This is a genomic window from Allobosea sp. AK1 (assembly GCF_006714945.1).
Taxonomy (GTDB): domain Bacteria; phylum Pseudomonadota; class Alphaproteobacteria; order Rhizobiales; family Beijerinckiaceae; genus Allobosea; species Allobosea robiniae.
This window is the reverse complement of record NZ_VFMG01000001.1, coordinates 1,643,515-1,669,800: the sequence shown is the minus strand read 5'-3', so window position 1 is coordinate 1,669,800 and position 26,286 is coordinate 1,643,515. Positions and strand designations below refer to the sequence as shown.

Genomic DNA, 26,286 nt, shown 5'->3' with positions numbered 1-26,286 from the left:
GGGCAGGGCGGATATGCAGGATCGTTCTTAGACTGGAATATTATTCCAATATAATGTTCTACAAAATCTGGGAGGAACATCATGGCGCGCGCAAGGATTGGGATCATCGGGCTCGGGGTGATCGGCAAATCCCATCTTTCCGTGTTGCAGGAGACGGAAAACGCCGACGTCGTCGCTATCTCCGACCCTACGCAAGCAGCCCGCGACCACGCCGCCGGTCGCAACGTAAAGGCCTATGACGATTATCGCACGATGATCGAAACGGAGCGCCTCGATGGCGTCGTCATCGCGACGCCGAACGACCAGCATGTACCTGTCGCGCTCGATTGCATCTCTCGCGACATCGCGGTCCTGGTCGAGAAGCCGATCGCAGAAAGCGTCGAGGCCGCGCGCCGGCTCTGCGAGGCGGCGGAGGCCAAGAACATCCCGATCCTGGTCGGCCACCATCGCCGACACAATCCCGCTGTCAGGGCAGTGCGCAAAGCCATTGCAGATGGAGTTATCGGCAAGCCCGCGATCGCGACCGTGATCTATACGCAGCTCAAGCCGGACAGCTACTTCAACCTTGGCTGGCGGCGCGACAAGGCCAGCGGCGGTCCGATCCTTATCAACCTTATCCACGAGATCGACCTGATCCGCTTTGTCTTCGGCGAAATCGAGAGCCTGCAGGCATCAACCTCCTCGGCGGTCCGTGGCTTCCCGGTAGAGGACACGGCTGGCGTCCTGCTGCGTTTCCGCAACGGCGCGCTCGGCACGATCAGCCTCTCCGACACGGCTGCCTCGCCCTTCAGCTGGGATCTGACTTCCGGCGAATTCGACCAGATGGCCGGCACCACCGACAAGCTGAAGCGTCAGCAAGTCTCCTCGCACATTTTTGCGGGCTCGGAAGGTTCGCTCACTTTGCCGGATGTCCGACACTTCAGCTATCGCGGCGATACCGAGCCGGGGTGGTTGAGCGAATTGAGTGAGGACAGGCTCGCCCTGACCCCCGAAAGCGCCTATCGCCGGCAGGCCCGACATTTCGCGGCCGTTTCCCTGAGGGAGGAAGAACCCGTTATCAACGGCCGCGATGGCCTTCGCACGCTGGAGGCCACGCTCGCGGTCAAGGCGGCCTCCGAAAGCGGCGGCACCGTCCGGCTTTCGGCCTGACGGTGGGACGGGCCATGCCTTTGAACAAGTTCATGAGCGCGGATGATGCCGTCGCGCTTATCCGCGACGGCGACACCGTCGGCCTGGTGGGCGGTGGCGGCGGATTGATGGAGGCGTCTTGTCTGTTCTCCGCGGTCGAAAAGCGCTTTCTCGAAACCGGCCATCCGCGCAACCTGACTGCCGTGCACTCGCTCGGGATCGGCGACAAGAAGACGCGAGGCATGAATTGCTTCGCCCACCAGGGCATGGTCCGCAAGGTGATCGGCGGCCACTGGCCCTGGTCGCCGCGCATGCAGCAGATGGCACGCGACAACGAGATCGAAGCCTACGTTCTGCCCGGCGGCGTCGTCATGCAACTCTATCGCGAGATCGCGGCCAAGCGACCGGGCCTGCTGACGCATGTCGGACTCGGCACCTTCGTCGACCCGCGACGCGAAGGCGGCCGGATGAACGAAGCCGCACATGAGGAATTGGTCGAGCACATCACGATCGAAGGACGCGACTATCTTCGCTACAAACCCTTTCCGGTGAATGTGGCGATTATCCGCGGCTCCTATGCCGACGCCCACGGCAATGTCAGCCTCGATCAGGAGGCCGCCAATGTGGACATCTACGCCGTGGCGCTCGCAGCCCATAATTGTGGCGGCAAGGTCATCGTGCAGGTCCGTACCGCGGTCGATGTCGGCACTCTGCCCGCCCGCTCTGTACGCATCCCCGGGGCGATCGTCGATGCCGTCGTCGTCGATCCCGAGCAGCGCATGGGCTACGATACTGTCTACGATCCGCTGATGTCGGGGGAGCGCCGCGGTCCCGCCCTGGCGCATCCCCCGCAGCCGATGACGGCCCGTCAAGTGATTGCCCGCCGCGCCGCGCAGGAGCTCACCGATGGCGCGGTGCTGAATTACGGATTTGGTATCCCGGACGCCGTGGCCCGGCTCGTCGAATTGCGTGGCGACGGCGAACGCTACTATCAGACAATCGAGCATGGCACCTATGGTGGCGAGCTTTTGGTCGGGACGCTCTTCGGCTTTGCCCGCAACGCCTCGGCGATGATCGACGGCCCCTCCCAATTCGACTTCTATTCAGGCGGCGGCCTCGATCTCGCGTTCCTTGGCTTCGGCGAGCTCGACCGCGAGGGAAACGTCAACGTCTCCAAGCTGGGGGGCGTGCCAGTCGGTCCAGGCGGCTTCATCGACATCGCCCAGAACGCCCGAAAGGTCGTCTTCTGCGGAACCTTCGACACCAAAGGCACGGAGATCGAGATCAGTGCTGGCCGGCTCGCAATTCGGCGTCAAGGCGAGGTGCTGAAGCTGGTGCCCTCCGTCGAGCAGATCACCTTCTCGGGCGAGCAGTCGCGTGCCTCGGGGCAGGAGGTGATCTACGTCACCGAGCGCGCCGTCTTCCGGCTTGGCGAGGCCGGGCTCGTCCTGACCGACATCGCGCCGGGCGTCGATATCCGCAGCGACATCCTCGAGCGCATCGCCTTCACGCCGGTGATTCCGAGCGATCCGAAGCCCTATTCGGCCGATTGCTTCGGTTAACACCCGCTCGACGAAACTACGGAGAACAACATGTCATCCGCAGCCCCCCTCGCTGGCATCAAGGTGGTCGACTACAGCCATTTCCTCGCCGGTCCGTATCTCTCACGCTGCTTGGCGGGCATGGGTGCCGAGGTCGTCAAGGTCGAGCGTCCAACCGTCGGTGACGCCGGGCGACATCATCCTTATTTCGTCGGCGATGAGAGCGGCTTCTTCTTGCAGCAGAACATGGGCAAGCGCGGCATCTGCGTCGACGTCAAGAAGCCGGCGGGAATGGAGTTCGTCCGCCAGCTAGTCTCCACGGCTGATGTCTTCGTCGAAAACTATCGGCCCGGCGCACTCGCTCGGCTCGGCCTAGGATATGACGATCTTGCCCGGCTTAACCCCAGACTGGTTTACTGTTCGCTCTCTGCCTATGGCCATACCGGTCCGAAATCCGCCAAGGCCGGCTTTGGATTGATTGCCGAGGCGATGTCAGGTGCCATGGCGCAACTCGGCGTGCCGGGCGAACCTCCGCCATTGCTGCGGATCCCGATCGCCGACATGTATGCCGGCATCCATGGCGCGGCCGCGGTCTGTGCAGCTCTGCTCGGGCGCGCGTCCTCTGGCAGGGGCCAGCATATCGATCTCGCTCTCTACGATTGCATGGTCTCGATGCACGACTATGCGATCCAATGCTTCACCTTGAGCAACGGCGCCATCCTCCCGCAGCAAGTCGGATATGACCTGCCGGATTCAACCGTCTACGGCGTCTTTCCCGCCCCGGACGGATATCTCGTCATCGCCGCGCAGGTTGACGATGCCTGGCGCCGCCTTGCCGGCCTGGTCGGCGGAAGTGAATTGGCGAGCGACATGCGTTTCCACACGGCAGCAGGCCGCAATGTCAATCGCGAGGAGGCTCTGCGTCGCGTGCGGGATTGGACCGCGACGCAATCCTCCGTCGCGGCCTGCATTGCCGCATTGGAAGCTGTCGACGTGCCCTGCGCGCCGGTCCAGCGCATCGACGAGGTGCTTGCCGATCCTCAGCTCGTCGCACGCGGCATGATGATCGAACAACAGCATCCTACCCTTGGCCCAATCAGATTGCCCAACTTGCCGTTCCATTTTTCGAACTACCAGCCCGAGCCCATGCGGATCGCGCCTGGCCTCGGCGAACACAACGCCGAGATCGCTGCCAGTCTCGGATATTCACCGGAGGAGATCGCGAACCTGGCGCGCGATGGCGTGCTGTATCAGGCCCCCGTCCACTCGTCCGAACCCGCAAAAACTGCACAGGGAGCAGCAACATGAGTCAGTTTCACGTAAGCCTCGGCCAGAAGGCACAGTTTGCGAAGACGGTGTCGGAGAGCGATGTCTATCTGTTCGCCGGCATTACTGGGGACCTCGCACCCAATCACGTCAACAAGGCTTACATGGAAAAGTCGAGCTACGGCCGCCTACAGGCCCATGGCGCACTCATCATAGGCTACATGTCAGCAGCCTCGAGCATAGTGACTGCGACCGCGCGCGACGGTGACGAGACGCCAGTGTCGCTAGGCTACGACCGGATCAGGATCGTCGGCCCGGTCTTCTTCGGGGACACGGTTACCGTCGATTACGAGATCGATACGATCGACGCCGAGCGCAGGCGAGCGACCGGCGCGATCCGGGTCACGAACCAGGATGGCGAACTGGTCGCGGTCGCAACCCATATTCTGAAGTGGGTTCCCAATACGAAGCATTGACGAAAACGGGCGCGCGTCGGCGCGCCCTTCCTCGTCCTCCTTTAGAGGCCTGCCCCATCGAGGCGCCCCGGTTCGGCCAGCAGCCAGGTAGCGTAAGCCCCGATCCCCTGTTCCAGATCGAAGCGCGTACGGAAGCCCGTGTCGGCGATGAAGTGCCGACCATCCATCGGCCCGCGAATAGGCGTGAACGTATTCCACGGCATCGCGCCCGGGCCGATCGCGATCACCGCTTTGGGAACCGCGGTCCTGACGGCATCTGCTATCTCGAAAGTTGTGTAATTCCGGGGCGGGGCGAGGTGGTAGATGGAGCGGTTGAGCTGCGGCGCATCGACTGCTGCGATCAGCCCCGCAACAACGTCATCGATGTAGGTGAAGCCTGCCGAGAAGTCCCCGCCGCTGGCGTCGTCGCGCGGGACGCCACGGATGGCATCTATCAATATCGGAGGGATCGGGCCGCGGGCGAAAGTGTAGTTCACGACTGGAGGCCCATAAATCCAGGAGATGCGGACTGTCGCCGCATCGACGCCGAATTGGGCCCGGAAAGCCCGGACCATCATCTCGCCGCAAGCCTTCGTCGTGCCGTAAAGACCATCGGCATCCGGAGGTTGATCTTCGGTGATTGGCAGGCTGGGGTCGACATCCTTGAAGACGCTTCCGGTGCTGCCATAGATCATTCGGCGCCACTCTTCGCGTCGGGCAACGTCAAGAAGATTCACGACGGCGCCGACATTGGTTTGGAAGGCCGCCACAGGATCGGGCCGGCAATACATTTCGTTGGCCATGGCGGCGAGGTGGATGCAAGAATCCACGCCATTGTCTCGACAAAGGCGCTCGACTGAACCCAGATCCGTCAGGTCGCACGTGGCCCAAGTCACATTGGCGCCGAGCGCCTCCGCATCTGCAGCACGGAACGTCCGGTTATATTGCGCGATGATCGGCCGCTCGCGCGCCAGACTGCGCACGATTTCGTAGCCGACATGCCCCATCGCACCCGTAACCAGCAATGTCATCGCCGCCTGCCTCCTCTTCTTGATGAAACTGCTGCCGCCGGACCGCGTCCGGCGAGCTTGAGGGAAACCAACCCTCCAGCGACGATGAGCCCCGCTCCAAACAGGCTGAACAAATCCGGCACCTCGTCGAATACGGCGAAGCCAATCAGCGTGGCGGTCAAAAGTTGCGCGTAAGAATAGGGGGCGATACGCGAGGCACCCGCCCGAAGATAGGCGGCGATCATGCACGCCTGGCCGACGGCCTGGCACAGCCCGGACATGGCCAGGAACAACCATTGCCGCGAGGTCGGGGCCTGCCAGACAAAGGGGAGCGCCAGGGTCGACAGCAGCAACGCTACGAGCATGGTATAGACAACCATCGAACGCGGCGGAGCCTGCTGCGCCACGACGCGCGTCAAAACCTGGGCGATGGCAGTGAAAATCCCGCCCAGAGCCGGGAGAAGCAGCACCCACGAAAAACGGCCGTCGAAGGGACGCGTGATCGTCACCACCCCAAGCAAGCCGAGCGCGACGGCAAACCAACCCCAACGATTGACCGTCTCTCCCAACACCGTACGCCCGAGGGCCATGCTGATAAGCGGCGCCACGAACAAGACTGTCGTCAGCTGTGCCAAAGGCACATAGGCCATCGATATGATGATGCAGACGCCTCCCAGAAATGGAAAAAGCGAACGAAGCAGAACGAGGCGCACCGGCACATCCAGCAACAGCGACCGCCAATGCCGCGGGCGCACGAGGGTCAGCATCACGACCGCGAACGCCACGCTGCGTCCCCAGAGCGCCATACCGGCATTGCTTTCGGCGACGACCAGCTTCGAGGCGGCATCCCCGACGGCAAAGAGACTGAAGGCAGCAACAGCGAGACCGAGCGCGGCAACACCGGTTTCCGCCCGGAGAGGATGGCCCGGCGCTTGGTTCACCGGGTACGTTCCACCTCGACCCCTGCCGAGCGCTCCAGATCGCGAACCAACTCCGTCTGGTCAGCTTGGGCCGAAACGCCGTTCGCGATCGCGCGCTCGAACATTGCCGTCACCGCTCGAGTCATCGCTACGGGTACGCCAAGCCGGTCGGCTTCGGCGACTGCCGCCCCCATATCTTTCAGAATGACCGCCATGGGCGAGCCGAAATCAAAACGCCGCGTCAGAACGTTCTGTGGGATGACGGTGAGTGAAGCATCGTTCTTGCCGGTGCCGTTGTTGATCACCTCCAGCATCGCCTCCGGATCGAGCCCTGCCTTGGAACCGAAGACGAGCGCCTCGGCGGCGATCGCGAAGTTGACCGCCGACATGACGTTGTTGACGAGCTTCATCACCTGGGCACGCCCCGCCAATTCGCCAAAGTGCACGATCCGGCCGGCGTAGCAGCGCAGCACCGGCTCGACCGCGGCGATGGCATCCTCCGGCCCCGACAGCATCACCGTCAGCGTACCGGCAGCGGCGCGAACGCGCCCGCCCGTCATCGGAGCGTCCACGAGCGCAATCCCCCGTGCCGCGAGGCCGATTTGCATTCTTGCAACCAACTCCGGGCCTGTCGTGCTCGTGATGACGCAGATGCGTGCCGCGCCGCCGGCGACAATGCCGTCTGCCCCTAGGACCACCGTGTCATGAGCCGGCAGGCTGGCGAGACAAACGAAGACGATCTGTGCGCCGTCGGCGACCTCGCGGGCGGAGCGTGCCAGCCGAGCGCTGCCGGCGAAGACCCGCAGGGCCGGCTCGCTGATATCGTACACGACGAGCTCGTATCCGGCATCGACGAGGCGTCGCGCCATGGGCGACCCGATCGCCCCCAGGCCGATGAAACCGATTGTCGGTCGCGATCCGTCCATGGTCGGGGCGCGCTCAGTACAGGCCAGGCGTCGCGCCGCCATCGACGGCGATCGCCACGCCCTGAATGTGGCGCGCGTCCTCGCCGCAGAGGAACAGGGCCAGCGCGGCGATGTCCTCGGGGCGCCCCAGCCGCTGCAAGCCCTCCCGGGCGACCAACTCTTCGCGAATCTCCGCAGGACTTTTCCCTGCCACCCTGGCGCGCTGCTCAAAGAGCTGCTCGACCCTCTCCGTCTCGGTCATGCCCGGATAGATTGCGTTGACGTTTACGCCCGCGCGCTTGCCCAGCCCCGACAGCCCCTTGGTGAAGTTCGCCATCGCCGCGTTGACAGAGCCGCCGATCAGGAAGCCGGGATCAGGGGTCCGCGCCGCGCCGCCGATAATGTTGAGGACATGCCCGTGCCGCTCGGAGAGGGTCGGCCAGAACAACCGGCACAGCCTGACACAGGCGAAAAACTTGAGATCGAAACCATCCTGCCAATCATTGTCGGGGAGAGTGAGGAAATCTCCCGCCTTCGTCGCGCCCGCAGAGTTGACGAGAATGTCGCAGCCGCCAAAGCGCGACATGACGCCCTCGAACACGGCCTTGCACCCCGCTTCCGAGCGCAAATCCACCGCCACCGTCGCCGGCCGCCGGCCATGGCTGTCCGCGATGGCCGCCGCTGCCGTCGCGAGCGTCTTGTCGGAGGACGCGGCGAGGACAAGCTCGGCCCCGGCAGCGGCAAAAGCCTGCCCGATTCCGAAGCCGATGCCCCGGCTTCCGCCAGATATGACGACCACCTTTCCGCTGAGAGGCGACATCATGCTACCCTCCTTAGACAAGCGTCACACGAAGCTGACAAATGCCCCCGAAGCGCGCGTCAAAACGCTGCCCGCGTCGAAGCCGAAGTGGCACGCAGAGCGAACCGGTTGATAGATAGTCGCCTGCCGAGAGTGCGACCCCGCGCCGCAGAAGGCCGTCAATCATCTCGGCTAGCACCGTGACGACATCCCCGCGCTGGGAGCCGCGATAAAGCTCGACGGGCTCCCCGGGCATACCGGCCTCAATCGATAGGCCGTTGAGATCCAGTGTCTGCCAGTCGGCGACATCCTCTCCGAATACGAAAGCGCCTCCGCTGCCGTTATCGGCTATCGCCAGCAAGGTCTTGGCATTGGTGCTTGTGATGTCGAGCCGACTGCCAGCGATTTCGATCCCCGGGACGAGATTGACAGCAGAGGCGACCTCGTCCCGCGAATAAGGCGTGCCGCGCGCAGGCAGGGCGTGTTTAAGGCGGAAGGCATATTCCAGCTCGGCGTTGTATCCGGCATAGAGCGCATGGGGCAGCTCAGCCGCGCCGACGAAAATGCGGTCCCGCATGATCCGGCCCGGGATCGGTCCATCGTGACCCTCGGCTATCTGAACCGCGCGCAGGGCCGCGCCGATCTTCCAGCCGCCGACACCCGTGCCTAGGAGCTCAGCCATCCTGTCTTGGACCCAATAGGCCTCATTGCGGCTTTGCGGACGATTGAGGCCCGTCGGCTCGTCAATTCGGGTTCCAGCCTCCCAAGCCAGTGCCAACGAACTGGCCAAGCGCTCAAGTTCAGCCCGCATCGTGCCTGCTCCAACACAAGAACCAACCCAGTTTTCTGAATTGGATCTCACAACCGGAACATTATTCCAATATTTCTGGTGATCGTAAGGGCGGTGATGGGCAGCGGGGGTTGCGCTGAGCGCTTGTCTCAAGACCGATGTGGGGGATCGTGCGAGGTAGCCCCGGGCTCGCACGAATGGAGGTCGGTACTGCGAATGAGCCGGCCGCTCGCGCTCCCTAGCCGCAATGGGTGATCGAGGTGCCGAATTTATCATGCAAAATTTGCATATAGTTCTTTCCTGATCCCTGCCTTTGCATTGGACGGCCGAACTCTGCTGGCGCTAGAAATACCCGAGAACAACAAGGTGGTCTTCTCGATGAATCTTGCCCGCTTTCCCCGCGTCTCGCTCGCCCATTTGCCTACTCCCCTGGAGCGTCTCGACAACCTGACGCGGGTGCTCAACGGCCCGGAGATCTGGATCAAGCGCGACGATTGCACGGGCCTCTCGACCGGCGGCAACAAAACCCGCAAGCTCGAATACCTGATGGCCGCGGCGCAGGCCGAGGGTGCCGATACCGTCATCACGCAGGGTGCGACCCAGTCCAACCACGCGCGCCAGACGGCGGCCGCGGCGGCGAGGCTCGGCATGGCCTGTCACGTGTTGCTGGAGGACCGTACCGGCAAGACGGATTTCGATTACACGCAGAACGCCAACGTGCTGCTCGACGTTCTCCACGGTGCCGTCATCGAGCGCTGCGGGCCGAATCCGGACATGAACGGCGAGCTGGCGAAGCTCGGCGAAAAGCTCACCGCGTCCGGCCGCAAGGTCTATGCCATCCCCGGCGGGGGTTCCAATCCGACCGGTGCGCTCGGCTATGTCAACGCGGCGCTGGAACTGGTGATGCAGGCCAACACGGCCAGCCTCAAGATCGATCACCTCGTCCATGCGACGGGGAGCGCCGGCACGCAGGCCGGCCTGGTCACGGGGCTCGCCGGCGTCCACAGCGACATCAAGCTGCTCGGCATCGGCGTGCGAGCGCCGAAGGACAAGCAGGAGGACAATGTCTTCAAGCTGGCCCGCGCCACGGCGCAGCTTCTCGGCATGCCCGATGCCGTCAAGCGCGAGCATGTCGTGGCGAATTGCGACTATGTCGGCGAAGGATACGGCCTCCCGGCGCCGAGCACGATCGAGGCGATCCGCATGCTGGCCGAGCTCGAAGGCATCCTGCTCGATCCGGTCTATTCCGGAAAGGGCATGGCCGGATTGATCGACCTTGTCCGGAACGGGCGGTTCCGCAAGGGCGAGACGATCGTCTTCCTTCATACCGGCGGCCAGATCGGACTCACGGCCTATCCACGGGAATTCCTGACCAATGGCTGAGCCGCTCGGGCCGGAGTCACGGCCCGTCGTGGGCATTCTCGGCGGGATGGGACCCGAAGCGACGGTGGACCTGATGCGCCGCGTGATCGCGGCGACACCCGCCCAGGACGACGCCGACCATATCCGCATGCTCGTCGACAACAATCCGGCGGTGCCCTCGCGCATCGCCGCGCTGATCGAGGGAACGGGGCCGAGCCCGCTTCCGGAGCTGGTTCGCATGGCCAGGGGCCTTGCCGCCGGCGGCGCGACGATGCTCGCGATGCCGTGCAACACCGCGCATTACTATGCTGGCGGCATTGTCGAAGCCGTGCCGCTGCCGTTCCTCAACATGATCGCACTGACGGTGGAGCGTGTCGCTGCGATGGTCCCGGCTGGCACGCAGGTGGGTCTGCTTGCCTCGACCGCCGTCTTCAAGATCGGCCTCTACGAGCAGGCCTTCGCCGATCACGGCCTGCCGATCCTTGCGCCCGAGCGTCAGGACGAGGTCATGGCGTTGATACGCGCCGTCAAGACCGGCGACACCGGGGCTGCCCGGCGCGGCGCGCTCGCGGCCATCGCGGAGCGGCTCGTGCAAGGCGGTGCGGGGATCATCCTCGTAGCCTGTACGGAACTGTCGATCATGGCGGATGCCATCGCCGGAACGGTGCCCGTGCTCGATGCGATGGACGCGCTTGCCGAGGAAATCGTCGCCCAGGCGAAGGGGCGATAGCCGCGACGTCCGTCTATCGCTCCGCACCTCGCCGGTCGATCAGCGCCTGCAGGTCGACGGAGCGCAAGTGGTCCAGCACGCTCGGCGTCAGCGCGTGCGAATCCTGAGGACAGGCATAGATCGCCACGCCCATCGGGTGAATCAGCGTCGTTTCGTCGATCTGGACGATCCGTCGCCTTTCCAGGTCGTCGAGCACGAGGCTGCGCGGCAGCCAGGCGAAGCCCAGCCCTGCCAGCAGCATCTCGCGCAGCGCGCTGCTGAGCGAATTCACGCAGATCGTTTCGCAGCGGTAGCGCTGGATCAGCCGCGGCATGACCTCCTGCCAAATGACCTCGCCGAAGAAGCTGCGCTGGGGATAGGTCAGGAGCGGCATGGCCTGCCCTTCGTCCGGTGCGAGGGCGGCCGGGCCGACCAGAATCATGTCGTCCTGTGCGCTCGCGACGCGCATGGCGGTCGTCGAGCCGATCGGCTCGATCGACGGGCTGAGCTCGTAGCAGATCATCAGGTCGACCTCGCCGCGGATCGCCATTTCAACGCATTCGGCCCGGTTGGCGCAATTCAGGTGATAGGCCGGCTGATAGCCCTGCTGCCGCAGGATCTCGACGAAACGCGGAAAGATCGAGAATGCCAGCGAATGCTGGATGGCGACCGTCAGGCGTGAACTCCGCGTCTGCTCGCCGCGCAACTGGCTGCGCAGCTCATAGAGCTGGTTGAGGGTGCGCTGGAAATCGCCGTAGTTTTCCGTTGCGACGGGGGTGAAGCGGTGTGGCCTCACGCTTCTGTCGATCAGGGTGACGCCAAGCCAATCCTCGAGCGACTGGATGCGTCGCGAGAATGCCGACTGGCTGATGTTGCGGCGCTCGGCGGCGGCGGTGAAGCTGCCGAGCTCGCGCAGCGCCAGGAAATCCTCCAACCATCCCAGCTCCATCGCCAAGCTCCTGCATGCGTTTTGCGCATTGTATACGCCGTTCTTCGAATTTGGTCCGGCGCTGTTTTTCCCGCCGGTATCTGCGCGATGAAGACGCGAATTCAACGCGCATGCCTCGGCCCGTCCGGGTTGCTCGTGGTCGGCGCCGCAATGCCGATGACGCCCGGTCTTGCTCAGGCACCCTTGCCTGCCGCCAGCGGTAGCCGGCAATCTCCGCCACGCCGACCGGGTGGGTCGCATTTGCACTTGTGCTGCCCGGACATCCTATGCCCTCTTCATGCACACGCCCGATCGTATCGTGAGCCCGGGATCAATCGCGCGGAGTCCGATCTCCCACCGCTCCGCGACCCGTATCGACCACGCCAGCCTGGCAAGGAGAGACGATGACACCGAGAGCCGGCACCCCTCGCAACATGAAGCGCTTTCCCCTCGCCGCATTGGCTTGCGGTCTCCTGCCTCTGGTCCTCGCGGGTTGTGGCGGTGGCGCGAGCATGTCGTCGTCAGACGCGCCAGCGGCGCGGGCGCCTGCCCCGGCCGGGGTCTCGCGCGACGCCTTGGTCGGGCGCTGGGGCATCGCGTCCTTCCACACGGAGAAGGACCGCAAGCGGACCGAGGCGGAGGCGCGGGCGCAATGCAAGCAGCCCTACACGATCACGAAAGGCCCCGGCGACGGCGTGATGATGCATGTCGCCGACGATCCGAAACCCTATGAGCTTCGCTTGAAGGCCGGCTCCGGCGGCAGGACCTATCTCGGCTTCGAGGCCCCGGCCGGCGACCCGCAGGATCGCGAATTGCTCTCGGTGAAGCCTAAGGAACTGGTGATGCGCTTCGTCGATCCCGATGCGCATGCGCGCTACGGCACCTTCATCTACAGCCGGTGCGGCTGAGCGGAGGCGATGAGATGAGCATCACCATCCACACCACCCTGCGCGGCCTGTTCGTGTCCGGCTTCGGACTGGCCTCGCTTCTCGCCCTGTCGGGCGCCACGTCGGCGCAGCCGCGTCCGCCGGCGGCGATCCAGGAGACGATGGATATCGGCGACGAACCGGGCCGTGTCTCGACCGAGGAAGCCACCATCACCGACGGGCCCTATGCCCGCCAGATGGTGCTGTTCCGCTCGAGCGAGGCGCCGGGCACTGTCGTGATCCATTCGGCGGAGCGCTTCCTCTATGTGGTGCAGGGCAACGGCCGCGCCCTGCGCTATGGCATCGGGGTCGGGCGCGAGGGCTTCACCTGGTCCGGCCAGGTCAAGGTCAGCCGCAAGGCCGAGTGGCCGGACTGGCGCCCACCGCCGGAAATGCTGCAGCGCCAGCCCTATCTGCCGCGTTTCATGGCCGGCGGACCTGGCAATCCTATGGGCGCGCGCGCGCTCTATCTCGGCTCGACGGTCTTCCGCATCCACGGCACCAACCAGCCGGAGACGATCGGCCAGGCGATCTCGTCCGGCTGTTTCCGCCTGGCCAACGGCGACATCGCCGATCTCTACGACCGCGTCCCGGTCGGGACCAAGGTCGTCATCCGCCACAAGGCGACGCTGTGACCGACACCGCATCCTCCGAATTGCAGAAGGAACGGACAGACATGTCTAAGACGTCCTGGATTCGCCGCAGCGGTCTCAGCCTCGCTGCCCTCGCAGGCTTCGTCCTGCCAGCCGCAGCCGGTACGCTCGACACGGTGAAGCAGCGCGGTGCGCTGCAATGCGGCGTCAGCGAGGGGGTGGCCGGCTTCTCGGAGAAGGATGCCCAAGGCAACTGGCGCGGCTTCGATGTCGACTTTTGCCGTGCCGTTGCGGCCGTCGTGCTTGGCGACGCGGACAAGGTCGCCTTCACGCCGCTGTCGGCGAGCCAGCGTTTCGAGGCGCTGAAGGGCGGCAAGGTCGATCTGCTGGCGCGCAACTCGAGCTGGACGCTCGGTCGCGAGGCCGAACTGGGCCTGGCCTTCGCCGGCATCACCTATCACGACGGCCAGGGCTTCCTGGCGAAGCGCGCGCTCAAGGTCGATACGGCGCTGTCGCTCGACAAGGCGAAGATCTGCGTCGAGGCGGGCACCACGACGCAGCTCAACCTCGCCGATTTCTTCAAGGCCAATTCCATGACCTATGAGGAGAAGGTCTATCCGAGCGGCGCGGAGGCCTTCGCCGCCTTCGAGGGCGGACAGTGCGACGTGCTGACCCGCGACCAGTCGGCCCTGCATGGCGAGCGGCTCAGGCTCGCCAAACCGGCCGAGGCGATCGTGCTGCCGGACGTGATCTCGAAAGAGCCGCTCGGGCCGGTCGTGCGCAGCGACGACTTCCCCTGGTTCACGCTGGTGAAATGGGTGAACTTCGCGCTGGTCAATGCCGAGGAACTCGGGATTTCCAGTGCAAATCTCGACGAGGCCCTGAAATCCACGAAGCCGGATGTGCGGCGCTTCACCGGAGCGGAGGGCGGCTTCGGCAAGGCGCTTGGCCTCGATGCGGACTGGGCGATCCGCGCCGTCAAGGCGGGCGGAAACTATGCCGAGATCTACGAACGCAACCTCGGCACCGGCTCGAAGCTCGGCATCCCGCGCGGCCTCAACCAACTCTGGAGCATGGGCGGCGTCCTCTACGCACCGCCGTTGCGATAGAACGCAGGCGCCGCGGCCATCGGGAAACCTTCCTGTCTCGCAGGCTGCGGCGCTATGCGCACGCAGGCTGCGGGCGAGCCGCCGTTGTTCCTGCGAAGTTTTCCGATCGCCTCTCCGGGTCCGGTGCCGCTCTTCTCCATCCCCACATCCTCGACGCAGGCCCGTGCCTGCACAGCCGATGGGATGACGATGACGATGACGACAGCCCGCGCGGCTTCGTCTCGCCGAGGCTTCTGCTCAAATTGACATCAATGCAATTCAATCAACCGAGTTTGCTCAAGAAATAAGCAGATCTCGGCCATTCAGTGCGGCTTGCGCAGCGCCTCAGGCTCTCGACGGTCCACCGCTCTGGCAAAAGGGCTGCCGTACCGGCACGAACCGGCTTCGCAGCAGGTTGGCACATCACTTGCGAGGCTTCGGTTCACGGGCCGTGCGGCCCGTCGGCGTCGAGGGGGCGCCGCCAGCAATCCTTCGGGGAGATGGCCGTGAACAGCAACCGTCGCGAATTCCTCGGCACCGCTCTGGCCGGTGCCGCTTTCCTCGGATCGTCCTACCTGCCGGCGGCGGCGCAGCAGGACACCATCAAAGTCGGCATCCTTCATTCGCTCTCGGGCACGATGGCGATCTCCGAGACGACGCTGAAGGACGTCATGCTCATGCTCATCGAGGAGCAGAACAAGAAGGGCGGCCTGCTCGGCAAGAAGCTCGAGGCCGTCGTCGTCGATCCCGCCTCGAACTGGCCGCTCTTCGCCGAGAAGGCGCGCGAACTCATCACCAAGGACAAGGTCGCGGCCACCTTCGGCTGCTGGACCTCGGTCTCGCGCAAGTCGGTGCTGCCGGTCTTCAAGGAGCTCAACAACATCCTGTTCTATCCCGTCCAGTACGAGGGCGAGGAGAGCGAGCGCAACGTGTTCTACACCGGCGCCGCGCCGAACCAGCAGGCGATCCCGGCCGTCGACTATCTCGCCAAGGAGGAGAAGGTCGAGCGCTGGGTGCTGGCCGGCACCGACTATGTCTACCCGCGCACGACCAACAAGATCCTCGAGGCGTATCTGAAGTCCAAGGGCGTGAAGCCCGAGGACATCATGATCAACTACACGCCCTTCGGTCACTCTGATTGGCAGACCATCGTTTCCGACATCAAGAAGTTCGGCTCCGCCGGCAAGAAGACCGCCGTGGTCTCGACCATCAACGGCGATGCCAACGTTCCCTTCTACAAGGAGCTCGGCAACCAGGGCATCAAGGCGACCGACATTCCGGTCGTCGCCTTCTCGGTCGGCGAGGAGGAGCTGGCCGGCATCGACACCAAGCCGCTCGTCGGCCATCTCGCCGCCTGGAACTACTTCCAGTCGATCAAGACGCCGGAGAACGAGGCCTTCATCAAGCAGTGGCAGGCCTTCACCAAGAACCCGAAGCGCGTCACCAACGACCCGATGGAAGCCCATGTCGTCGGCTTCGCCATGTGGGTGAAGGCGGTTGAGAAGGCCGGGACCACCGATCCGGACAAGGTCATCGACGCGCTGCCCGGCATCGAGGCGCCGAACCTCACCGGCGGCATCTCGAAGATGCTGCCGAACCACCACATCACCAAGCCGGTCTTCATAGGCGAGATCAAGGATGACGGCCAGTTCGACGTGGTCTGGAAGACCGCGGGTCTCGTCCCCGGCGACGCCTGGTCGAAGGAGCTCGACGGTTCCAAGGACCTGATCGGCGACTGGGTCGAGAAGAAGTGCGGCAACTTCAACGTCAAGACCGGCAAATGCGGCGGCGGCGGCGCGTGAGGTCATGAGGGGGAAGGGCGGCACGGGAAAGATCCCGGCCGCCCTCCATTCGCCGCGCTGCGGCATGGCTTTTCCAGGCAATCACCAGCCGCAATGCGAACCGGATCGATGCCGATCTTGCACCGCCTGAAGCATGCGCTCGTCATCCTGGTCGCGCTGGTCGCGGCCTCGGTCGCGTCCTTCGCGCAGAATGCCGACGAAGCCTTCACGCGGCTGGCGGCCGACAGCTATTCGGATACCTCCCGCGCCATCGAGCTTCTCGTTTCGACGGCCCACCCGAATGCGGCGTTGATCGTCGAGGCGCTCAGTGATGGACGGCTGCTCTCCGGGCCCGGCGGCGTGGCGGTGAAGACCTCTTCCGGCGCTTTCGTCGACGCCCGCACGGGCCAGCCGCTGGCCGCCGCACCCGAGGGCCTGAAGGCGGTGCGCCTTAACAATGCCGTTCGGCGCGCAGTGCAGGCCGCGCTCGGTGGCCTCGGCCTGCTCAATCCCGATCCGGCGAAGCGTACGGCCGCGGCCGAGGCCGTGTTCAAGTCGCGCGACGCCGGCCTGCTGCCGATCGTCGAAACCGCGATCGGCAAGGAAACCGATCCGCGCGCGCTCGCCGCCTTGCGGCAGGCCCAGGCCGCGATCCTGATCGCCAAGCCGGATGCCCAACCGCTCGATCGGCTTGCCGCCATCGAGGTATTGCATGAGCGCGGGGATCAGGACGCTCTGGCGACGCTGCGCGCCTTGCCGGGTGACGCGACGCCGGCCCTCAAGGAAGCGCAGGCCAAGGCGATCACCGCCATCGAAGGCCGATTGAAGCTCTGGGCCGTCGCGCAGAACCTCTGGTACGGGCTCTCGCTCGGCTCGGTGCTGCTGCTCGCCGCTATCGGCCTCGCCATCACCTTCGGCGTGATGGGCGTGATCAACATGGCCCATGGCGAAATGGTCATGCTCGGCGCCTACACCACCTTCGTGGTGCAGGAACTGATCCGTAACCATGCCCCCTGGCTCTTCGACTGGTCACTGGCGATCGCGCTGCCGGCCGCCTTCATCGTCGCCGGCGCGATCGGCATCGCCATCGAGCGCGGCGTCATCCGCTTCCTCTACGGGCGCCCGCTGGAGACGCTGCTTGCCACCTGGGGCATCAGCCTGATCCTGCAGCAGGCGGTGCGCACCGCCTTCGGTCCGACCAATCGCGAGGTCGGCGCGCCTTCCTTCATGTCGGGCGCCTTCGAGCTCGGCGGTCTGGCGATCACCTATAACCGACTCTGGATCATCGTTTTTGCCGCGCTGGTCTTCGCCGCGCTGCTTGCCATCCTGAAGCTCACGCCGATGGGCCTGCAGATGCGCGCGGTCACCCAGAACCGGCGCATGGCCTCCGCCATGGGCATCCGCACTGGCCGCATCGATGCGCTGACCTTCGGGCTGGGCTCGGGCGTCGCGGGATTGGCCGGCGTCGCGCTTTCGCAGATCGACAATGTCAGCCCCAATCTCGGCCAGAGCTACATCATCGACTCGTTCATGGTCGTGGTCTTCGGCGGCGTCGGCAATTTGTGGGGCACGCTGGTTGGCGCGATGACGCTCGGCGTCGCCAACAAGCTGCTTGAGCCCTATGCCGGCGCGGTGCTCGGCAAGATCGCGCTGCTCGTCTGTATCATCCTCTTCATCCAGAAGCGTCCGCGTGGCCTGTTCGCGCTCAAGGGCCGGGCGGTGGAAGCATGATCACCCGCTTCCTCCTGCAGAACATGGACAAGCGCGGCGGCATCTTCCTCGCGATCCTGCTGGGCCTGGCCGTGCTGGTGCCGCTCTCGAACCTGCTCCTGCCGGCATCCTCGCCCTTCCATGTCCCGACCTCGACCATGTCGCTCTGGGGCAAATATCTCTGCTACGCGCTGCTCGCGGTCTCGCTCGATCTGGTCTGGGGCTATTGCGGCATCCTCAGCCTCGGTCACGGCGCTTTCTTCGCGCTCGGCGGTTATGCCATGGGCCTCTACCTGATGCGCCAGATCGGCTCGCGCGGTGTCTATGGCAATCCGATCCTGCCGGATTTCATGGTCTTCCTGAACTGGCAGGAGCTGCCCTGGTACTGGTGGGGCTTCTCCTCCTTCCCCTTTGCCATGCTGATGGTGCTGGCGGTGCCCGGCCTGCTCGCCTTCGTCTTCGGCTGGTTCGCCTTCCGCTCGCGCGTCACCGGCGTCTATCTCTCGATCATCACGCAGGCCCTGACCTATGCGCTGCTGCTTGCCTTCTTCCGCAACGACATGGGCTTCGGCGGCAATAACGGCCTGACCGATTTCAAGGATATCCTCGGCTTCAACATCCAGGCGCAGACGACGCGCGCCGCTCTGTTTTCCATGACCTGCGTCATGCTGGCGGCCGGCTTCCTGATCGCGCGCGGCATCGTCGTCTCGAAGCTCGGCAAGGTCGTGATCGCGATCCGCGACGCCGAGTCCCGCACGCGCTTCCTCGGCTATCGGGTCGACCGTTTCAAGCTCTTCGTCTTCACCGTCTCGGCCTGCATGGCCGGGGTCGCGGGAGCGCTCTACGTCCCGCAGGTCGGCATCATCAACCCCAGCGAATTCGCCCCGGCCAACTCGATCGAGACGGTGATCTGGGTTGCGGTCGGCGGGCGCGGCACGTTAGTCGGCGCAGCCTTGGGCGCGGTTGTGGTCAACTGGGCCAAGACGCTGTTCACCTCCGGCTTCATGGCGCCGTACTGGCTCTTCGCGCTCGGCGGCCTCTTCGTCGTCGTCACCCTCTTCCTGCCCAAGGGCATGCTGGGCACGGCCGAAGCCCTGTGGGCGCGCCGCCGCAAGTCCGCCCAAACCCTGGCCGCCGAGCCGGCCCTGGCGGAGTAGCAGCGATGAACGCTCCCGTGCCCGGCGCTCTCACCTCCTCGCTGCTCTATCTCGACGGCGTCAGCGTCTCCTTCGACGGTTTCAAGGCCATCCGCGGCCTCTCACTGACCATCGAGCCCGGCGAGATGCGCGCCATCATCGGCCCCAATGGCGCCGGCAAGACCACGATGATGGACATCATCACCGGCAAGACGAAGCCCGATGTCGGCACGGTGATGTTCGGCGGTTCGGTCGACCTGACCCGGCTCGACGAGGCCGCCATCGCCAATCTCGGCATCGGCCGCAAGTTCCAGAAGCCGACCGTCTTCGACAGCCACACGATCGAGGACAACATCCTGCTCGCGCTGAAATCGAAGCGCACGGTCGGCAGGACGTTGTTCTGGAAGACGGAAGAGCCGCAGCAGAAGCGCATCGACGATATCCTCGGCATCATCCGCCTCGCCGACAGGCGGGACCGACTCGCAGGCTCGCTCTCACATGGCCAGAAGCAGTGGCTGGAGATCGGCATGCTGCTGGCGCAGGACCCGAAGCTCCTGCTGGTCGACGAGCCCGCCGCCGGCATGACCGATGGCGAGACGGCGCAGACGGCGGTGCTGCTCAAGGAAATCGCGCGGGATCATTCGGTGATCGTGGTCGAGCACGACATGGGCTTCATCCGCGAGCTCGGCGTGAAGGTCACGGTGCTGCACGAGGGCTCGGTGCTGGCCGAAGGGCCGCTTGATCATGTCAGCGCCAATGAGCGCGTCGTCGAAGTCTATCTGGGGCGGTGAGGATGGAATGCTTGCTCAGCCCTCATCCTGAGGAGCCGCGAAGCGGCGTCTCGAAGGATGCCCCAGGAGGCTCCCGAACCAACTGGAGCATCCTTCGAGACGCGCTTCTGCGAAGCGCTCCTCAGGATGAGGGCTTCGGGGAGGGAAGCCCATGCTGACCGTCGACGCCATCAACCTCCATTACGGCGCGGCCCAGGCGCTCCGCCGCGTCTCCGTCACCGCCGAGACCGGCAAGGTTACTTGCGTGATGGGGCGCAACGGCGTCGGCAAGACCTCGCTGATGCGCGCCATCGTCGGGCACCAGCCGATTTCGGCGGGGCATATCCGCCTCGACGGAGAGGACATCTCGGCGCTGCGCAGCGAGGATCGCGCGCGGGCCGGCATCGCCTATGTGCCGCAGGGGCGGGAAATCTTCCCGCTGCTGACGGTGAAGGAGAATCTGGAGACCGGCTTCGCGCCACTGAAGCGTCGCGAGCGCTCCGTCCCGGATGAACTCTTCGACCTGTTCCCCGTGCTGAAGACCATGCTGGGCCGGCGCGGCGGAGACCTCTCGGGTGGCCAGCAGCAGCAACTCGCGATCGCGCGGGCGCTGGTCACCCGGCCCAGGCTCTTGGTGCTGGACGAGCCGACCGAGGGCATCCAGCCCTCGATCATCAAGGATATCGGCCGCGCCATCGACTACCTGCGTCAGAAAGGCAGCATGGCGATCGTGCTGGTCGAGCAGTATTTCGACTTCGCCCGCGATCTCGCCGACACGATGTTCGTGATGGACCGCGGCGAGGTCGTGCTGTCCGGCCCGATGAGCGAGCTTGACGGCGCGCAGGTTCAGAGACTGATTCAGGTCTAGATGGAGCATGTCCCGCATGCCGTGTTCCATGGGAAACGGGCCTGAAGATGCTGGCGGTTGAGGATCTCCAGAGCGCCGCACCGATGCGGATGCAGCGCGCGCAAGGGCAAGCTAGCGTCAGCTTCCGGTTGCGCGATGGCCAGACCTGCCTCGATCGACTCTTTCAGGAGGGCTGCGCCAAGCTGCGCTTCCCACGCCCGCTCGGCAGCGACGATCCGCAAGCCATCCTCATCAACACGGCTGGCGGTTTGACCGGCGGCGACAGTTTCGCCATCGACGCGAATCTGGCTCCGCACACCAATGCCTGCGTCACCACCCAGGCCTGCGAGCGCATTTATCGCTCGACCGGTGTCGATGCCGTCGTCACGAACCGCCTGCGGCTTTCGGCCGGAGCCCGGCTCGCCTGGCTGCCGCAGGAGACCATCCTGTTCGACGGCGGGCGCCTGTCCCGGACGCTCGACGTCGATCTCGCCGATGGTGCCGAGCTGGTCGCGGTGGAGGCGGTCCTCTTCGGCCGGCAGGCGATGGGCGAGACGCTGCATAGCGGCCATCTGCACGACCGCTGGCGCGTGAGGCGCGACGGCCGCCTAGTCTTCGCCGACGACCTGCGCGTCGAGGGCGATATCGCGAGCCGGCTCGCTCCTCAGCCTGCCATGGCCGGTTGCAGCGCGATGGCGACGGTGCTCTTCACCGGTCCGGCACCCGAGCGCCATCTGGACGCTGCCCGATCGATCATTGGACCGAACGGCGGCGCCAGCGCCTGGCACGGCAAGTTTCTGGCGCGGCTCGTCGAGGAGACCGGGCTCGCGCTCCGGCGGCGGCTGGAGCCGCTGCTTACGCTTCTCATGGGCGGTCGGGCGCTGCCCAAGGTCTGGCAACTCTAGGGTGACCGTATGAACCTGACACCGCGCGAGAAGGACAAGCTCCTGATCTCCATGGCGGCCATGGTCGCCCGGCGCCGGCTCGAACGTGGCGTGAAGCTCAACCATCCCGAGGCGATCGCGCTGATCAGCGATTTCGTCGTCGAGGGCGCACGCGACGGCCGCAGCGTCGCCGATCTGATGGAGGCGGGAGCCCATGTCGTCAGCCGTGCGCAGGTGATGGAAGGCGTCGCCGAGATGATCCACGATGTGCAAGTCGAAGCCACCTTCCCGGACGGCACCAAGCTCGTCACCGTCCACGAACCGATCCGCTGAGCGCACAAGCCGGAGGCTGCCATGAAGAGATTGTCGATCGCCCTGATCCTGAGCGTCGGTGCCGCGAGCCCGGCCTTTGCCCACCTCAACCCTGCCGAGCACGGCTCCTTCGCCGCCGGCTTTTCGCATCCGTTCTTCGGTACGGACCATATCCTGGCGATGGTCGGCGTCGGCCTCTGGGCCTTCCTCGTCGGTGGGCGCGCCGTCTGGGCGATTCCCACCGCCTTCGTCGCCACGATGATGCTCGGCTTTGCGGCGGCGCTCGCGGGCATCGGCCTGCCCTTCGTCGAGCCGACGATCGCGGCCTCCGTCGTTGTGCTCGGGCTGCTGGCGCTGGTCGCCTTGCAGGTCCCGGTGGTCGTCGGGATGACCGTGGTCGGCTTCTTCGCGCTGTTCCACGGCTATGCCCATGGCGGCGAACTCGGCGAGGCGACGAGCCTGTCCTTCATGATCGGCTTCGCACTGGCGACAGCGCTGCTGCACGCGGTCGGCATCGGCATTGGCCTTGCCGGCAATGCGCTTTCGCATCGCGGCCGGATCGCCGCGCGCATCGCCGGCGGCCTGACCGCGCTCGGCGGGCTCTGGCTGGTCGCGGGAGCTTGATCCGATGATCCCCGGAGAGGTCTTTCCCGCCGAAGGCGATATCGTCCTCAACGCGGGGGCGGAGCAGATCACGCTGCTCGTCGCCAATACCGGCGACCGGCCGATCCAGGTTGGCTCGCACTACCACTTCTTCGAGACCAACGAGGCGCTGGATTTCGACCGCGCTGCCGCGCGCGGCATGCGGCTCGATATCGCTGCTGGCACGGCGGTGCGCTTCGAGCCTGGCCAGCAGCGCGAGGTTCGCCTCGTGCCGCTGGGCGGCGGTCGCACCGTCTACGGCTTCCAGCAGAAGGTGATGGGGACACTCTGATGCCGGCCAAGCTCTCCCACGCGGCTTACGCGCAGATGTACGGACCGACGGTCGGTGACCGCGTCCGCCTTGCCGATACCGACCTCGTCATCGAGGTCGAGAAGGATTTCACCGTCTATGGCGAAGAGGTGAAGTTCGGCGGCGGCAAGGTCATCCGCGACGGCATGGGCCAGAGCCAGGCGAGCCGCGCCGAGGGCGCGGTCGATACCGTCATCACCAATGCCCTGATCGTCGATCACTGGGGGATCGTGAAGGCCGATGTCGGCCTGAGGGACGGGTTGATCGTCGCCATCGGCAAGGCGGGCAACCCGGATACGCAAGCTGGCGTCACGATCGTCATCGGCCCCGGCACCGAGGCGATCGCCGGCGAGGGCAAGATCCTCACCGCCGGCGGCGTCGACGCTCATATCCATTTCATCTGCCCGCAGCAGATCGACGAGGCGCTGATGGCCGGCGTCACCACCATGCTCGGCGGCGGCACCGGCCCGGCCCACGGCACGCTGGCGACGACCTGCACGCCCGGCCCCTGGCATCTCGGCCGGATGATCCAGTCCTTCGACGCGGTGCCGATCAATCTCGGCCTCTCCGGCAAGGGCAATGCCTCGAAGCCCGCCGCGCTGATCGAGATGATCGAGGGCGGCGCCTGCGCGCTCAAGCTCCACGAGGACTGGGGCACGACGCCGGCGGCGATCGATAACTGCCTCAGCGTCGCCGACGACCACGACGTTCAGGTCATGATCCACACCGACACGCTGAACGAGAGCGGCTTCGTCGAGGACACGGTCGCCGCCTTCAAGGGCCGCACCATCCACGCCTTCCACACGGAAGGGGCCGGCGGCGGCCATGCGCCCGATATCATCAAGGTCTGTGGCCTCGCGAACGTCATCCCGTCCTCGACCAACCCGACGCGGCCCTACACGCAAAACACCATCGCCGAACACCTGGACATGCTGATGGTCTGCCATCACCTGTCGCCGTCGATTCCGGAGGATATCGCCTTCGCCGAGAGCCGCATCCGCAAGGAGACGATCGCGGCCGAGGACATCCTGCACGATATCGGCGCCTTCTCGATCATCTCCTCGGACAGCCAGGCCATGGGCCGTGTCGGCGAGGTGCTGATCCGGACTTGGCAGACCGCGCACAAGATGAAGGTCCAGCGCGGGCGCCTGCCCGGAGAGACCGGCGACAACGACAATCTGCGCGTGCGCCGCTACATCGCGAAATACACGATCAACCCGGCCATCGCGCAGGGCCTGTCGAGGCATGTCGGCTCGGTCGAGGTCGGCAAGCGTGCGGATCTCGTGCTCTGGAACCCGGCCTTCTTCGGCGTGAAGCCGGAGATGGTGCTGGTCGGCGGCATGATCGCGGCCGCTCCCATGGGCGATCCCAACGCCTCGATCCCGACGCCGCAGCCGATGCATTACCGGCCGATGTTCGGCGCCATGGGCCGCGCCCCCGCCATGTCCTCCGTCACCTTCGTCAGCCAGGCGGCGATCGCAGGTGGGCTCAGGGAAAAGCTCGGCGTCGCCAAGGGCATGGTCGCGGTCGAGAATACGCGCGGCGGCATCTCCAAGGCCTCGATGGTCCTGAACGACGCCACGCCGCATATGGAGGTCGATCCCGAGACCTACGAGGTTCGTGCCGATGGCGAGCTCCTGACCTGCGAGCCCGCGACCGTGCTGCCGATGGCGCAGCGCTATTTTCTGTTCTGACAGAGGCCAAGTGATGCTCCGTGCCATTTCCCATAGCCACGGCGGTAGCAGCGAGCCCGCCGGCACGCTCCGGCTCGACCATGCCGCCCGTCATCTCCGCCGCAAGCTCGTCACCACGGATCAGGGCGACGAGGTCATGGTCGACCTGCCCGAGCCGGTGCTCTTCGCCGATGGCGATCGGCTGGTGCTGGAGGACGGCCGCAAGATCGCAATCGTCGCGGCAGAGGAGGAGCTCTACGAGGTGCTTCCCGGCTCCGCTTGCCCCTTACGGCATCTCGCCTGGCATCTCGGCAACCGCCACCTGCCGGCGCAGATCGACGAAGATCGTATCCTGATCCAGCGGGATCATGTCATCCGCGCCATGCTGGAAGGGCTCGGTGCCTCCGTCCGCGCGGTCGTCGCGCGCTTCCAGCCGGTGCACGGCGCGTATCATGCCCAGGGGCATGATCACGCTCACGGCCATCACCATCACCATGGCTGAGGCTGCCTCGCTCGCCCGCCTGATGACATGGCTATCCCCGGCCTTTCCGGTTGGGTCTTTCGCTTATAGCCACGGGCTGGAGCGAGCGATCCATGATGGGCTGATCCGAGATCGGCAAAGCCTGCGTGAATGGCTGGAGGCGCTGCTGCGGCAGGGCTCCGCCTGGAATGACGCCGTTCTGCTGGCCGAAACCTGGCGCCAGACCAGGGCCGGTGACGATATCGCCGAGGTCGCAGAACTGGCCGAAGCGATGGCCGGTTCGCGCGAGCGCCAAATGGAAACCACGCTGCAAGGCAACGCCTTCGTCGATGCGATGGCGGCCTGGAGCGGCGAGCCGCCGGCAGGCGGGGAGGGGCCGATCGCCTATCCGGTGGCCGTCGGCTCAGCCGCAGCGCGCCACGGCATCGCGCTTGCCGATGCGTTGACTGCTTATCTCCACGCCTTCGCCTCGAACCTCGTCCAGGCCTGCGTCCGGTTGATCCCGCTCGGCCAGCGCGACGGCGTCGCGACGCTTGCCGCGCTGGAGCCTGTCATCCTGCGGACGGCACAGCGCGCTGCCGGCTCCACGCTCAACGACCTCGGCGCCTGCACCATCCGCGCCGATATCCTCTCGATGAACCATGAAACGCAGTATTCGAGGGTCTTTCGCTCGTGAACTCCCCCAATGGCCCGCTCCGTGTCGGCATCGGCGGCCCGGTCGGCGTCGGCAAGACCACGCTCACCGAAAAACTCTGCAAGGCGATGCGGGACCGCTATTCGGTCGCCGTCGTCACCAACGACATCTTCACCAAGGAGGACGAGTTGATCCTCAACCGGCTGCAGGCGCTGCCGGAAGAGCGCATCATCGGCGTCGAGACCGGCGGCTGTCCGCACACCGCGATTCGCGAGGACGCCTCGATCAACCTCGCCGCCATCGCCGAGATGCGCCGGCGCTTCCCCGATCTCGACATCGTCTTCATCGAATCCGGCGGCGATAATCTCGCAGCGACCTTCTCGCCCGATCTCGCCGACATCACGCTCTATGTCATCGATGTCGCCGGCGGCGAGAAGATCCCGCGCAAGGGCGGGCCGGGCATCACCCGCTCGGATCTGCTGATCATCAACAAGATCGATCTCGCGCCTTATGTCGGTGCCAATCTCGACGTAATGCGCTCCGACACCGAAAAGCAGCGGGCCGGCCGGCCCTTCGTTTTCAGCGACCTGAACCGCCTCACGGGGGTGGACGAGATCGTCGCCTTCATCGAGAGGAATGGCGGCCTCGTCGCTGAACGAGGGGGCATTTGAGCGCGGGGCAGCTGC

Annotated in this window: 28 protein-coding genes; 22 read left to right on the top strand and 6 right to left on the bottom strand. The window is 65.3% G+C overall.

Going from position 1 to position 26,286, the window contains the following annotated elements:
• Window positions 1-81: 81 nt before the first annotated feature.
• Genes FHT98_RS08405 through FHT98_RS08390 form a run of 4 tightly spaced genes read left to right on the top strand, consistent with a single transcriptional unit; the run spans window position 82 to window position 4,411 of the window.
• Window positions 82-1,149: a Gfo/Idh/MocA family protein gene (locus tag FHT98_RS08405; protein ID WP_142113693.1), complete on the top strand. Its 1,068-nt coding sequence runs from the start codon at window positions 82-84 to the stop codon at window positions 1,147-1,149.
• A 32-nt stretch (window positions 1,150-1,181) separates the two neighbouring features.
• Window positions 1,182-2,690, top strand: coding sequence for an acyl CoA:acetate/3-ketoacid CoA transferase (locus FHT98_RS08400; RefSeq protein WP_248309171.1), 1,509 nt, complete (start codon window positions 1,182-1,184; stop codon window positions 2,688-2,690).
• Between the two features lie 30 nt (window positions 2,691-2,720).
• Entirely contained in the window at window positions 2,721-3,977 is a 1,257-nt protein-coding gene (locus FHT98_RS08395; protein ID WP_142113691.1) for a CaiB/BaiF CoA transferase family protein, read from the top strand.
• Window positions 3,974-4,411: a MaoC family dehydratase gene (locus FHT98_RS08390; protein ID WP_061970399.1), complete on the top strand. Its 438-nt coding sequence runs from the start codon at window positions 3,974-3,976 to the stop codon at window positions 4,409-4,411. Before FHT98_RS08395 ends, FHT98_RS08390 begins: the two co-directional genes overlap by 4 nt.
• 41 nt (window positions 4,412-4,452) lie before the next feature.
• Here the strand turns inward: FHT98_RS08390 and FHT98_RS08385 are convergent, their stop codons facing one another.
• Genes FHT98_RS08385 through FHT98_RS08365 form a run of 5 tightly spaced genes read right to left on the bottom strand, consistent with a single transcriptional unit; the run spans window position 4,453 to window position 8,835 of the window.
• Complete coding sequence (locus FHT98_RS08385; RefSeq protein ID WP_142113689.1) at window positions 4,453-5,421, bottom strand: NAD-dependent epimerase/dehydratase family protein; 969 nt, start codon at window positions 5,419-5,421, stop codon at window positions 4,453-4,455.
• Window positions 5,418-6,341 (bottom strand): DMT family transporter, encoded by a 924-nt coding sequence (locus tag FHT98_RS08380; RefSeq protein ID WP_142113687.1) that lies wholly within the window; start codon window positions 6,339-6,341, stop codon window positions 5,418-5,420. Before FHT98_RS08380 ends, FHT98_RS08385 begins: the two co-directional genes overlap by 4 nt.
• Window positions 6,338-7,288 carry an NAD(P)-dependent oxidoreductase gene (locus tag FHT98_RS08375; protein ID WP_142113685.1) on the bottom strand — a complete coding sequence of 317 codons (951 nt, stop codon included), beginning with the start codon at window positions 7,286-7,288 and terminating at the stop codon, window positions 6,338-6,340. Before FHT98_RS08375 ends, FHT98_RS08380 begins: the two co-directional genes overlap by 4 nt.
• A complete protein-coding gene (locus FHT98_RS08370; protein WP_210244343.1) occupies window positions 7,260-8,048 on the bottom strand; it encodes an SDR family oxidoreductase in 789 nt (262 codons plus the stop codon). The genes FHT98_RS08375 and FHT98_RS08370 overlap by 29 nt, the downstream gene beginning before the upstream one ends.
• A gap of 10 nt (window positions 8,049-8,058) precedes the next feature.
• Complete coding sequence (locus tag FHT98_RS08365; protein WP_142113683.1) at window positions 8,059-8,835, bottom strand: 2-keto-4-pentenoate hydratase; 777 nt, start codon at window positions 8,833-8,835, stop codon at window positions 8,059-8,061.
• A 357-nt stretch (window positions 8,836-9,192) separates the two neighbouring features.
• Here FHT98_RS08365 and cuyA point away from each other — a divergent pair, with 357 nt between their 5' ends.
• On the top strand, window positions 9,193-10,197 hold the full coding sequence (gene cuyA, locus FHT98_RS08360) for a D-cysteate sulfo-lyase (protein ID WP_061970712.1): 1,005 nt from the start codon (window positions 9,193-9,195) through the stop codon (window positions 10,195-10,197).
• Window positions 10,190-10,906: a cysteate racemase gene (gene cuyB / locus FHT98_RS08355; protein WP_142113680.1), complete on the top strand. Its 717-nt coding sequence runs from the start codon at window positions 10,190-10,192 to the stop codon at window positions 10,904-10,906. Before cuyA ends, cuyB begins: the two co-directional genes overlap by 8 nt.
• 13 nt (window positions 10,907-10,919) lie before the next feature.
• Here cuyB and FHT98_RS08350 read toward each other — a convergent pair whose 3' ends face one another.
• Window positions 10,920-12,044, bottom strand: a complete 1,125-nt coding sequence (locus FHT98_RS08350) for a LysR family transcriptional regulator (protein ID WP_170843361.1) — start codon at window positions 12,042-12,044, stop codon at window positions 10,920-10,922.
• A gap of 173 nt (window positions 12,045-12,217) precedes the next feature.
• Between FHT98_RS08350 and FHT98_RS08345 the strand changes: the two genes are divergently transcribed.
• The 16 genes from FHT98_RS08345 (at window position 12,218) to ureG (ending at window position 26,271) form a co-directional block, all read left to right on the top strand.
• The gene (locus FHT98_RS08345) at window positions 12,218-12,721 is read left to right on the top strand and encodes a hypothetical protein (RefSeq protein WP_244492971.1); all 504 of its coding nucleotides are present in this window, start codon (window positions 12,218-12,220) and stop codon (window positions 12,719-12,721) included.
• A 14-nt stretch (window positions 12,722-12,735) separates the two neighbouring features.
• The gene (locus tag FHT98_RS08340; RefSeq protein WP_091856729.1) at window positions 12,736-13,374 is read left to right on the top strand and encodes a L,D-transpeptidase; all 639 of its coding nucleotides are present in this window, start codon (window positions 12,736-12,738) and stop codon (window positions 13,372-13,374) included.
• A gap of 41 nt (window positions 13,375-13,415) precedes the next feature.
• On the top strand, window positions 13,416-14,441 hold the full coding sequence (locus FHT98_RS08335; protein WP_091856730.1) for an amino acid ABC transporter substrate-binding protein: 1,026 nt from the start codon (window positions 13,416-13,418) through the stop codon (window positions 14,439-14,441).
• 479 nt (window positions 14,442-14,920) lie between these two features.
• Complete coding sequence (gene urtA, locus FHT98_RS08330) at window positions 14,921-16,222, top strand: urea ABC transporter substrate-binding protein (RefSeq protein ID WP_113586478.1); 1,302 nt, start codon at window positions 14,921-14,923, stop codon at window positions 16,220-16,222.
• A 108-nt stretch (window positions 16,223-16,330) separates the two neighbouring features.
• Window positions 16,331-17,932 carry an urea ABC transporter permease subunit UrtB gene (urtB, locus tag FHT98_RS08325; RefSeq protein WP_142113678.1) on the top strand — a complete coding sequence of 534 codons (1,602 nt, stop codon included), beginning with the start codon at window positions 16,331-16,333 and terminating at the stop codon, window positions 17,930-17,932.
• The gene (urtC, locus tag FHT98_RS08320; RefSeq protein ID WP_142113676.1) at window positions 17,929-19,068 is read left to right on the top strand and encodes an urea ABC transporter permease subunit UrtC; all 1,140 of its coding nucleotides are present in this window, start codon (window positions 17,929-17,931) and stop codon (window positions 19,066-19,068) included. The genes urtB and urtC overlap by 4 nt, the downstream gene beginning before the upstream one ends.
• A 5-nt stretch (window positions 19,069-19,073) precedes the next feature.
• The gene (gene urtD / locus FHT98_RS08315; protein ID WP_142113674.1) at window positions 19,074-19,838 is read left to right on the top strand and encodes an urea ABC transporter ATP-binding protein UrtD; all 765 of its coding nucleotides are present in this window, start codon (window positions 19,074-19,076) and stop codon (window positions 19,836-19,838) included.
• A 151-nt stretch (window positions 19,839-19,989) separates the two neighbouring features.
• Complete coding sequence (urtE, locus tag FHT98_RS08310) at window positions 19,990-20,685, top strand: urea ABC transporter ATP-binding subunit UrtE (protein WP_142113672.1); 696 nt, start codon at window positions 19,990-19,992, stop codon at window positions 20,683-20,685.
• A gap of 47 nt (window positions 20,686-20,732) precedes the next feature.
• Window positions 20,733-21,569, top strand: coding sequence for an urease accessory protein UreD (locus FHT98_RS08305; protein ID WP_142113670.1), 837 nt, complete (start codon window positions 20,733-20,735; stop codon window positions 21,567-21,569).
• Window positions 21,570-21,578: 9 nt separating this feature from the next.
• Complete coding sequence (locus FHT98_RS08300) at window positions 21,579-21,881, top strand: urease subunit gamma (RefSeq protein ID WP_047579581.1); 303 nt, start codon at window positions 21,579-21,581, stop codon at window positions 21,879-21,881.
• 21 nt (window positions 21,882-21,902) lie between these two features.
• The gene (locus tag FHT98_RS08295) at window positions 21,903-22,484 is read left to right on the top strand and encodes a HupE/UreJ family protein (protein WP_142113668.1); all 582 of its coding nucleotides are present in this window, start codon (window positions 21,903-21,905) and stop codon (window positions 22,482-22,484) included.
• A gap of 4 nt (window positions 22,485-22,488) precedes the next feature.
• Window positions 22,489-22,794 (top strand): urease subunit beta, encoded by a 306-nt coding sequence (locus tag FHT98_RS08290; protein ID WP_142113666.1) that lies wholly within the window; start codon window positions 22,489-22,491, stop codon window positions 22,792-22,794.
• The gene (gene ureC, locus FHT98_RS08285; RefSeq protein WP_142113664.1) at window positions 22,794-24,506 is read left to right on the top strand and encodes an urease subunit alpha; all 1,713 of its coding nucleotides are present in this window, start codon (window positions 22,794-22,796) and stop codon (window positions 24,504-24,506) included. Before FHT98_RS08290 ends, ureC begins: the two co-directional genes overlap by 1 nt.
• A 13-nt stretch (window positions 24,507-24,519) precedes the next feature.
• The gene (locus FHT98_RS08280) at window positions 24,520-24,987 is read left to right on the top strand and encodes an urease accessory protein UreE (protein WP_142113662.1); all 468 of its coding nucleotides are present in this window, start codon (window positions 24,520-24,522) and stop codon (window positions 24,985-24,987) included.
• Window positions 24,950-25,642, top strand: coding sequence for an urease accessory protein UreF (locus FHT98_RS08275; RefSeq protein ID WP_465246930.1), 693 nt, complete (start codon window positions 24,950-24,952; stop codon window positions 25,640-25,642). Before FHT98_RS08280 ends, FHT98_RS08275 begins: the two co-directional genes overlap by 38 nt.
• Window positions 25,639-26,271 (top strand): urease accessory protein UreG, encoded by a 633-nt coding sequence (ureG, locus tag FHT98_RS08270; RefSeq protein ID WP_142113658.1) that lies wholly within the window; start codon window positions 25,639-25,641, stop codon window positions 26,269-26,271. Before FHT98_RS08275 ends, ureG begins: the two co-directional genes overlap by 4 nt.
• Window positions 26,272-26,286: the final 15 nt, after the last annotated feature.

Coding starts and splice junctions, on each gene's coding strand:
- FHT98_RS08390 (WP_061970399.1), top strand. CDS start 3,974: ATGAGTCAGTTTCACGTAAGCCTCGGCCAGAAGGCACAGTTTGCGAAG.
- FHT98_RS08295 (WP_142113668.1), top strand. CDS start 21,903: ATGAAGAGATTGTCGATCGCCCTGATCCTGAGCGTCGGTGCCGCGAGC.
- urtB (WP_142113678.1), top strand. CDS start 16,331: ATGCCGATCTTGCACCGCCTGAAGCATGCGCTCGTCATCCTGGTCGCG.
- FHT98_RS08345 (WP_244492971.1), top strand. CDS start 12,218: ATGACACCGAGAGCCGGCACCCCTCGCAACATGAAGCGCTTTCCCCTC.
- FHT98_RS08395 (WP_142113691.1), top strand. CDS start 2,721: ATGTCATCCGCAGCCCCCCTCGCTGGCATCAAGGTGGTCGACTACAGC.
- cuyB (WP_142113680.1), top strand. CDS start 10,190: ATGGCTGAGCCGCTCGGGCCGGAGTCACGGCCCGTCGTGGGCATTCTC.
- FHT98_RS08340 (WP_091856729.1), top strand. CDS start 12,736: ATGAGCATCACCATCCACACCACCCTGCGCGGCCTGTTCGTGTCCGGC.
- FHT98_RS08405 (WP_142113693.1), top strand. CDS start 82: ATGGCGCGCGCAAGGATTGGGATCATCGGGCTCGGGGTGATCGGCAAA.
- FHT98_RS08375 (WP_142113685.1), bottom strand. CDS start 7,288: ATGGCGGCGCGACGCCTGGCCTGTACTGAGCGCGCCCCGACCATGGAC.
- FHT98_RS08400 (WP_248309171.1), top strand. CDS start 1,182: ATGAGCGCGGATGATGCCGTCGCGCTTATCCGCGACGGCGACACCGTC.
- FHT98_RS08300 (WP_047579581.1), top strand. CDS start 21,579: ATGAACCTGACACCGCGCGAGAAGGACAAGCTCCTGATCTCCATGGCG.
- FHT98_RS08290 (WP_142113666.1), top strand. CDS start 22,489: ATGATCCCCGGAGAGGTCTTTCCCGCCGAAGGCGATATCGTCCTCAAC.
- FHT98_RS08370 (WP_210244343.1), bottom strand. CDS start 8,048: ATGATGTCGCCTCTCAGCGGAAAGGTGGTCGTCATATCTGGCGGAAGC.
- FHT98_RS08385 (WP_142113689.1), bottom strand. CDS start 5,421: ATGACATTGCTGGTTACGGGTGCGATGGGGCATGTCGGCTACGAAATC.
- urtA (WP_113586478.1), top strand. CDS start 14,921: ATGGCCGTGAACAGCAACCGTCGCGAATTCCTCGGCACCGCTCTGGCC.
- urtC (WP_142113676.1), top strand. CDS start 17,929: ATGATCACCCGCTTCCTCCTGCAGAACATGGACAAGCGCGGCGGCATC.
- urtE (WP_142113672.1), top strand. CDS start 19,990: ATGCTGACCGTCGACGCCATCAACCTCCATTACGGCGCGGCCCAGGCG.
- FHT98_RS08305 (WP_142113670.1), top strand. CDS start 20,733: ATGCTGGCGGTTGAGGATCTCCAGAGCGCCGCACCGATGCGGATGCAG.
- FHT98_RS08275 (WP_465246930.1), top strand. CDS start 24,950: ATGATCACGCTCACGGCCATCACCATCACCATGGCTGAGGCTGCCTCG.
- urtD (WP_142113674.1), top strand. CDS start 19,074: ATGAACGCTCCCGTGCCCGGCGCTCTCACCTCCTCGCTGCTCTATCTC.
- cuyA (WP_061970712.1), top strand. CDS start 9,193: ATGAATCTTGCCCGCTTTCCCCGCGTCTCGCTCGCCCATTTGCCTACT.
- FHT98_RS08365 (WP_142113683.1), bottom strand. CDS start 8,835: ATGCGGGCTGAACTTGAGCGCTTGGCCAGTTCGTTGGCACTGGCTTGG.
- FHT98_RS08335 (WP_091856730.1), top strand. CDS start 13,416: ATGTCTAAGACGTCCTGGATTCGCCGCAGCGGTCTCAGCCTCGCTGCC.
- FHT98_RS08280 (WP_142113662.1), top strand. CDS start 24,520: ATGCTCCGTGCCATTTCCCATAGCCACGGCGGTAGCAGCGAGCCCGCC.
- ureC (WP_142113664.1), top strand. CDS start 22,794: ATGCCGGCCAAGCTCTCCCACGCGGCTTACGCGCAGATGTACGGACCG.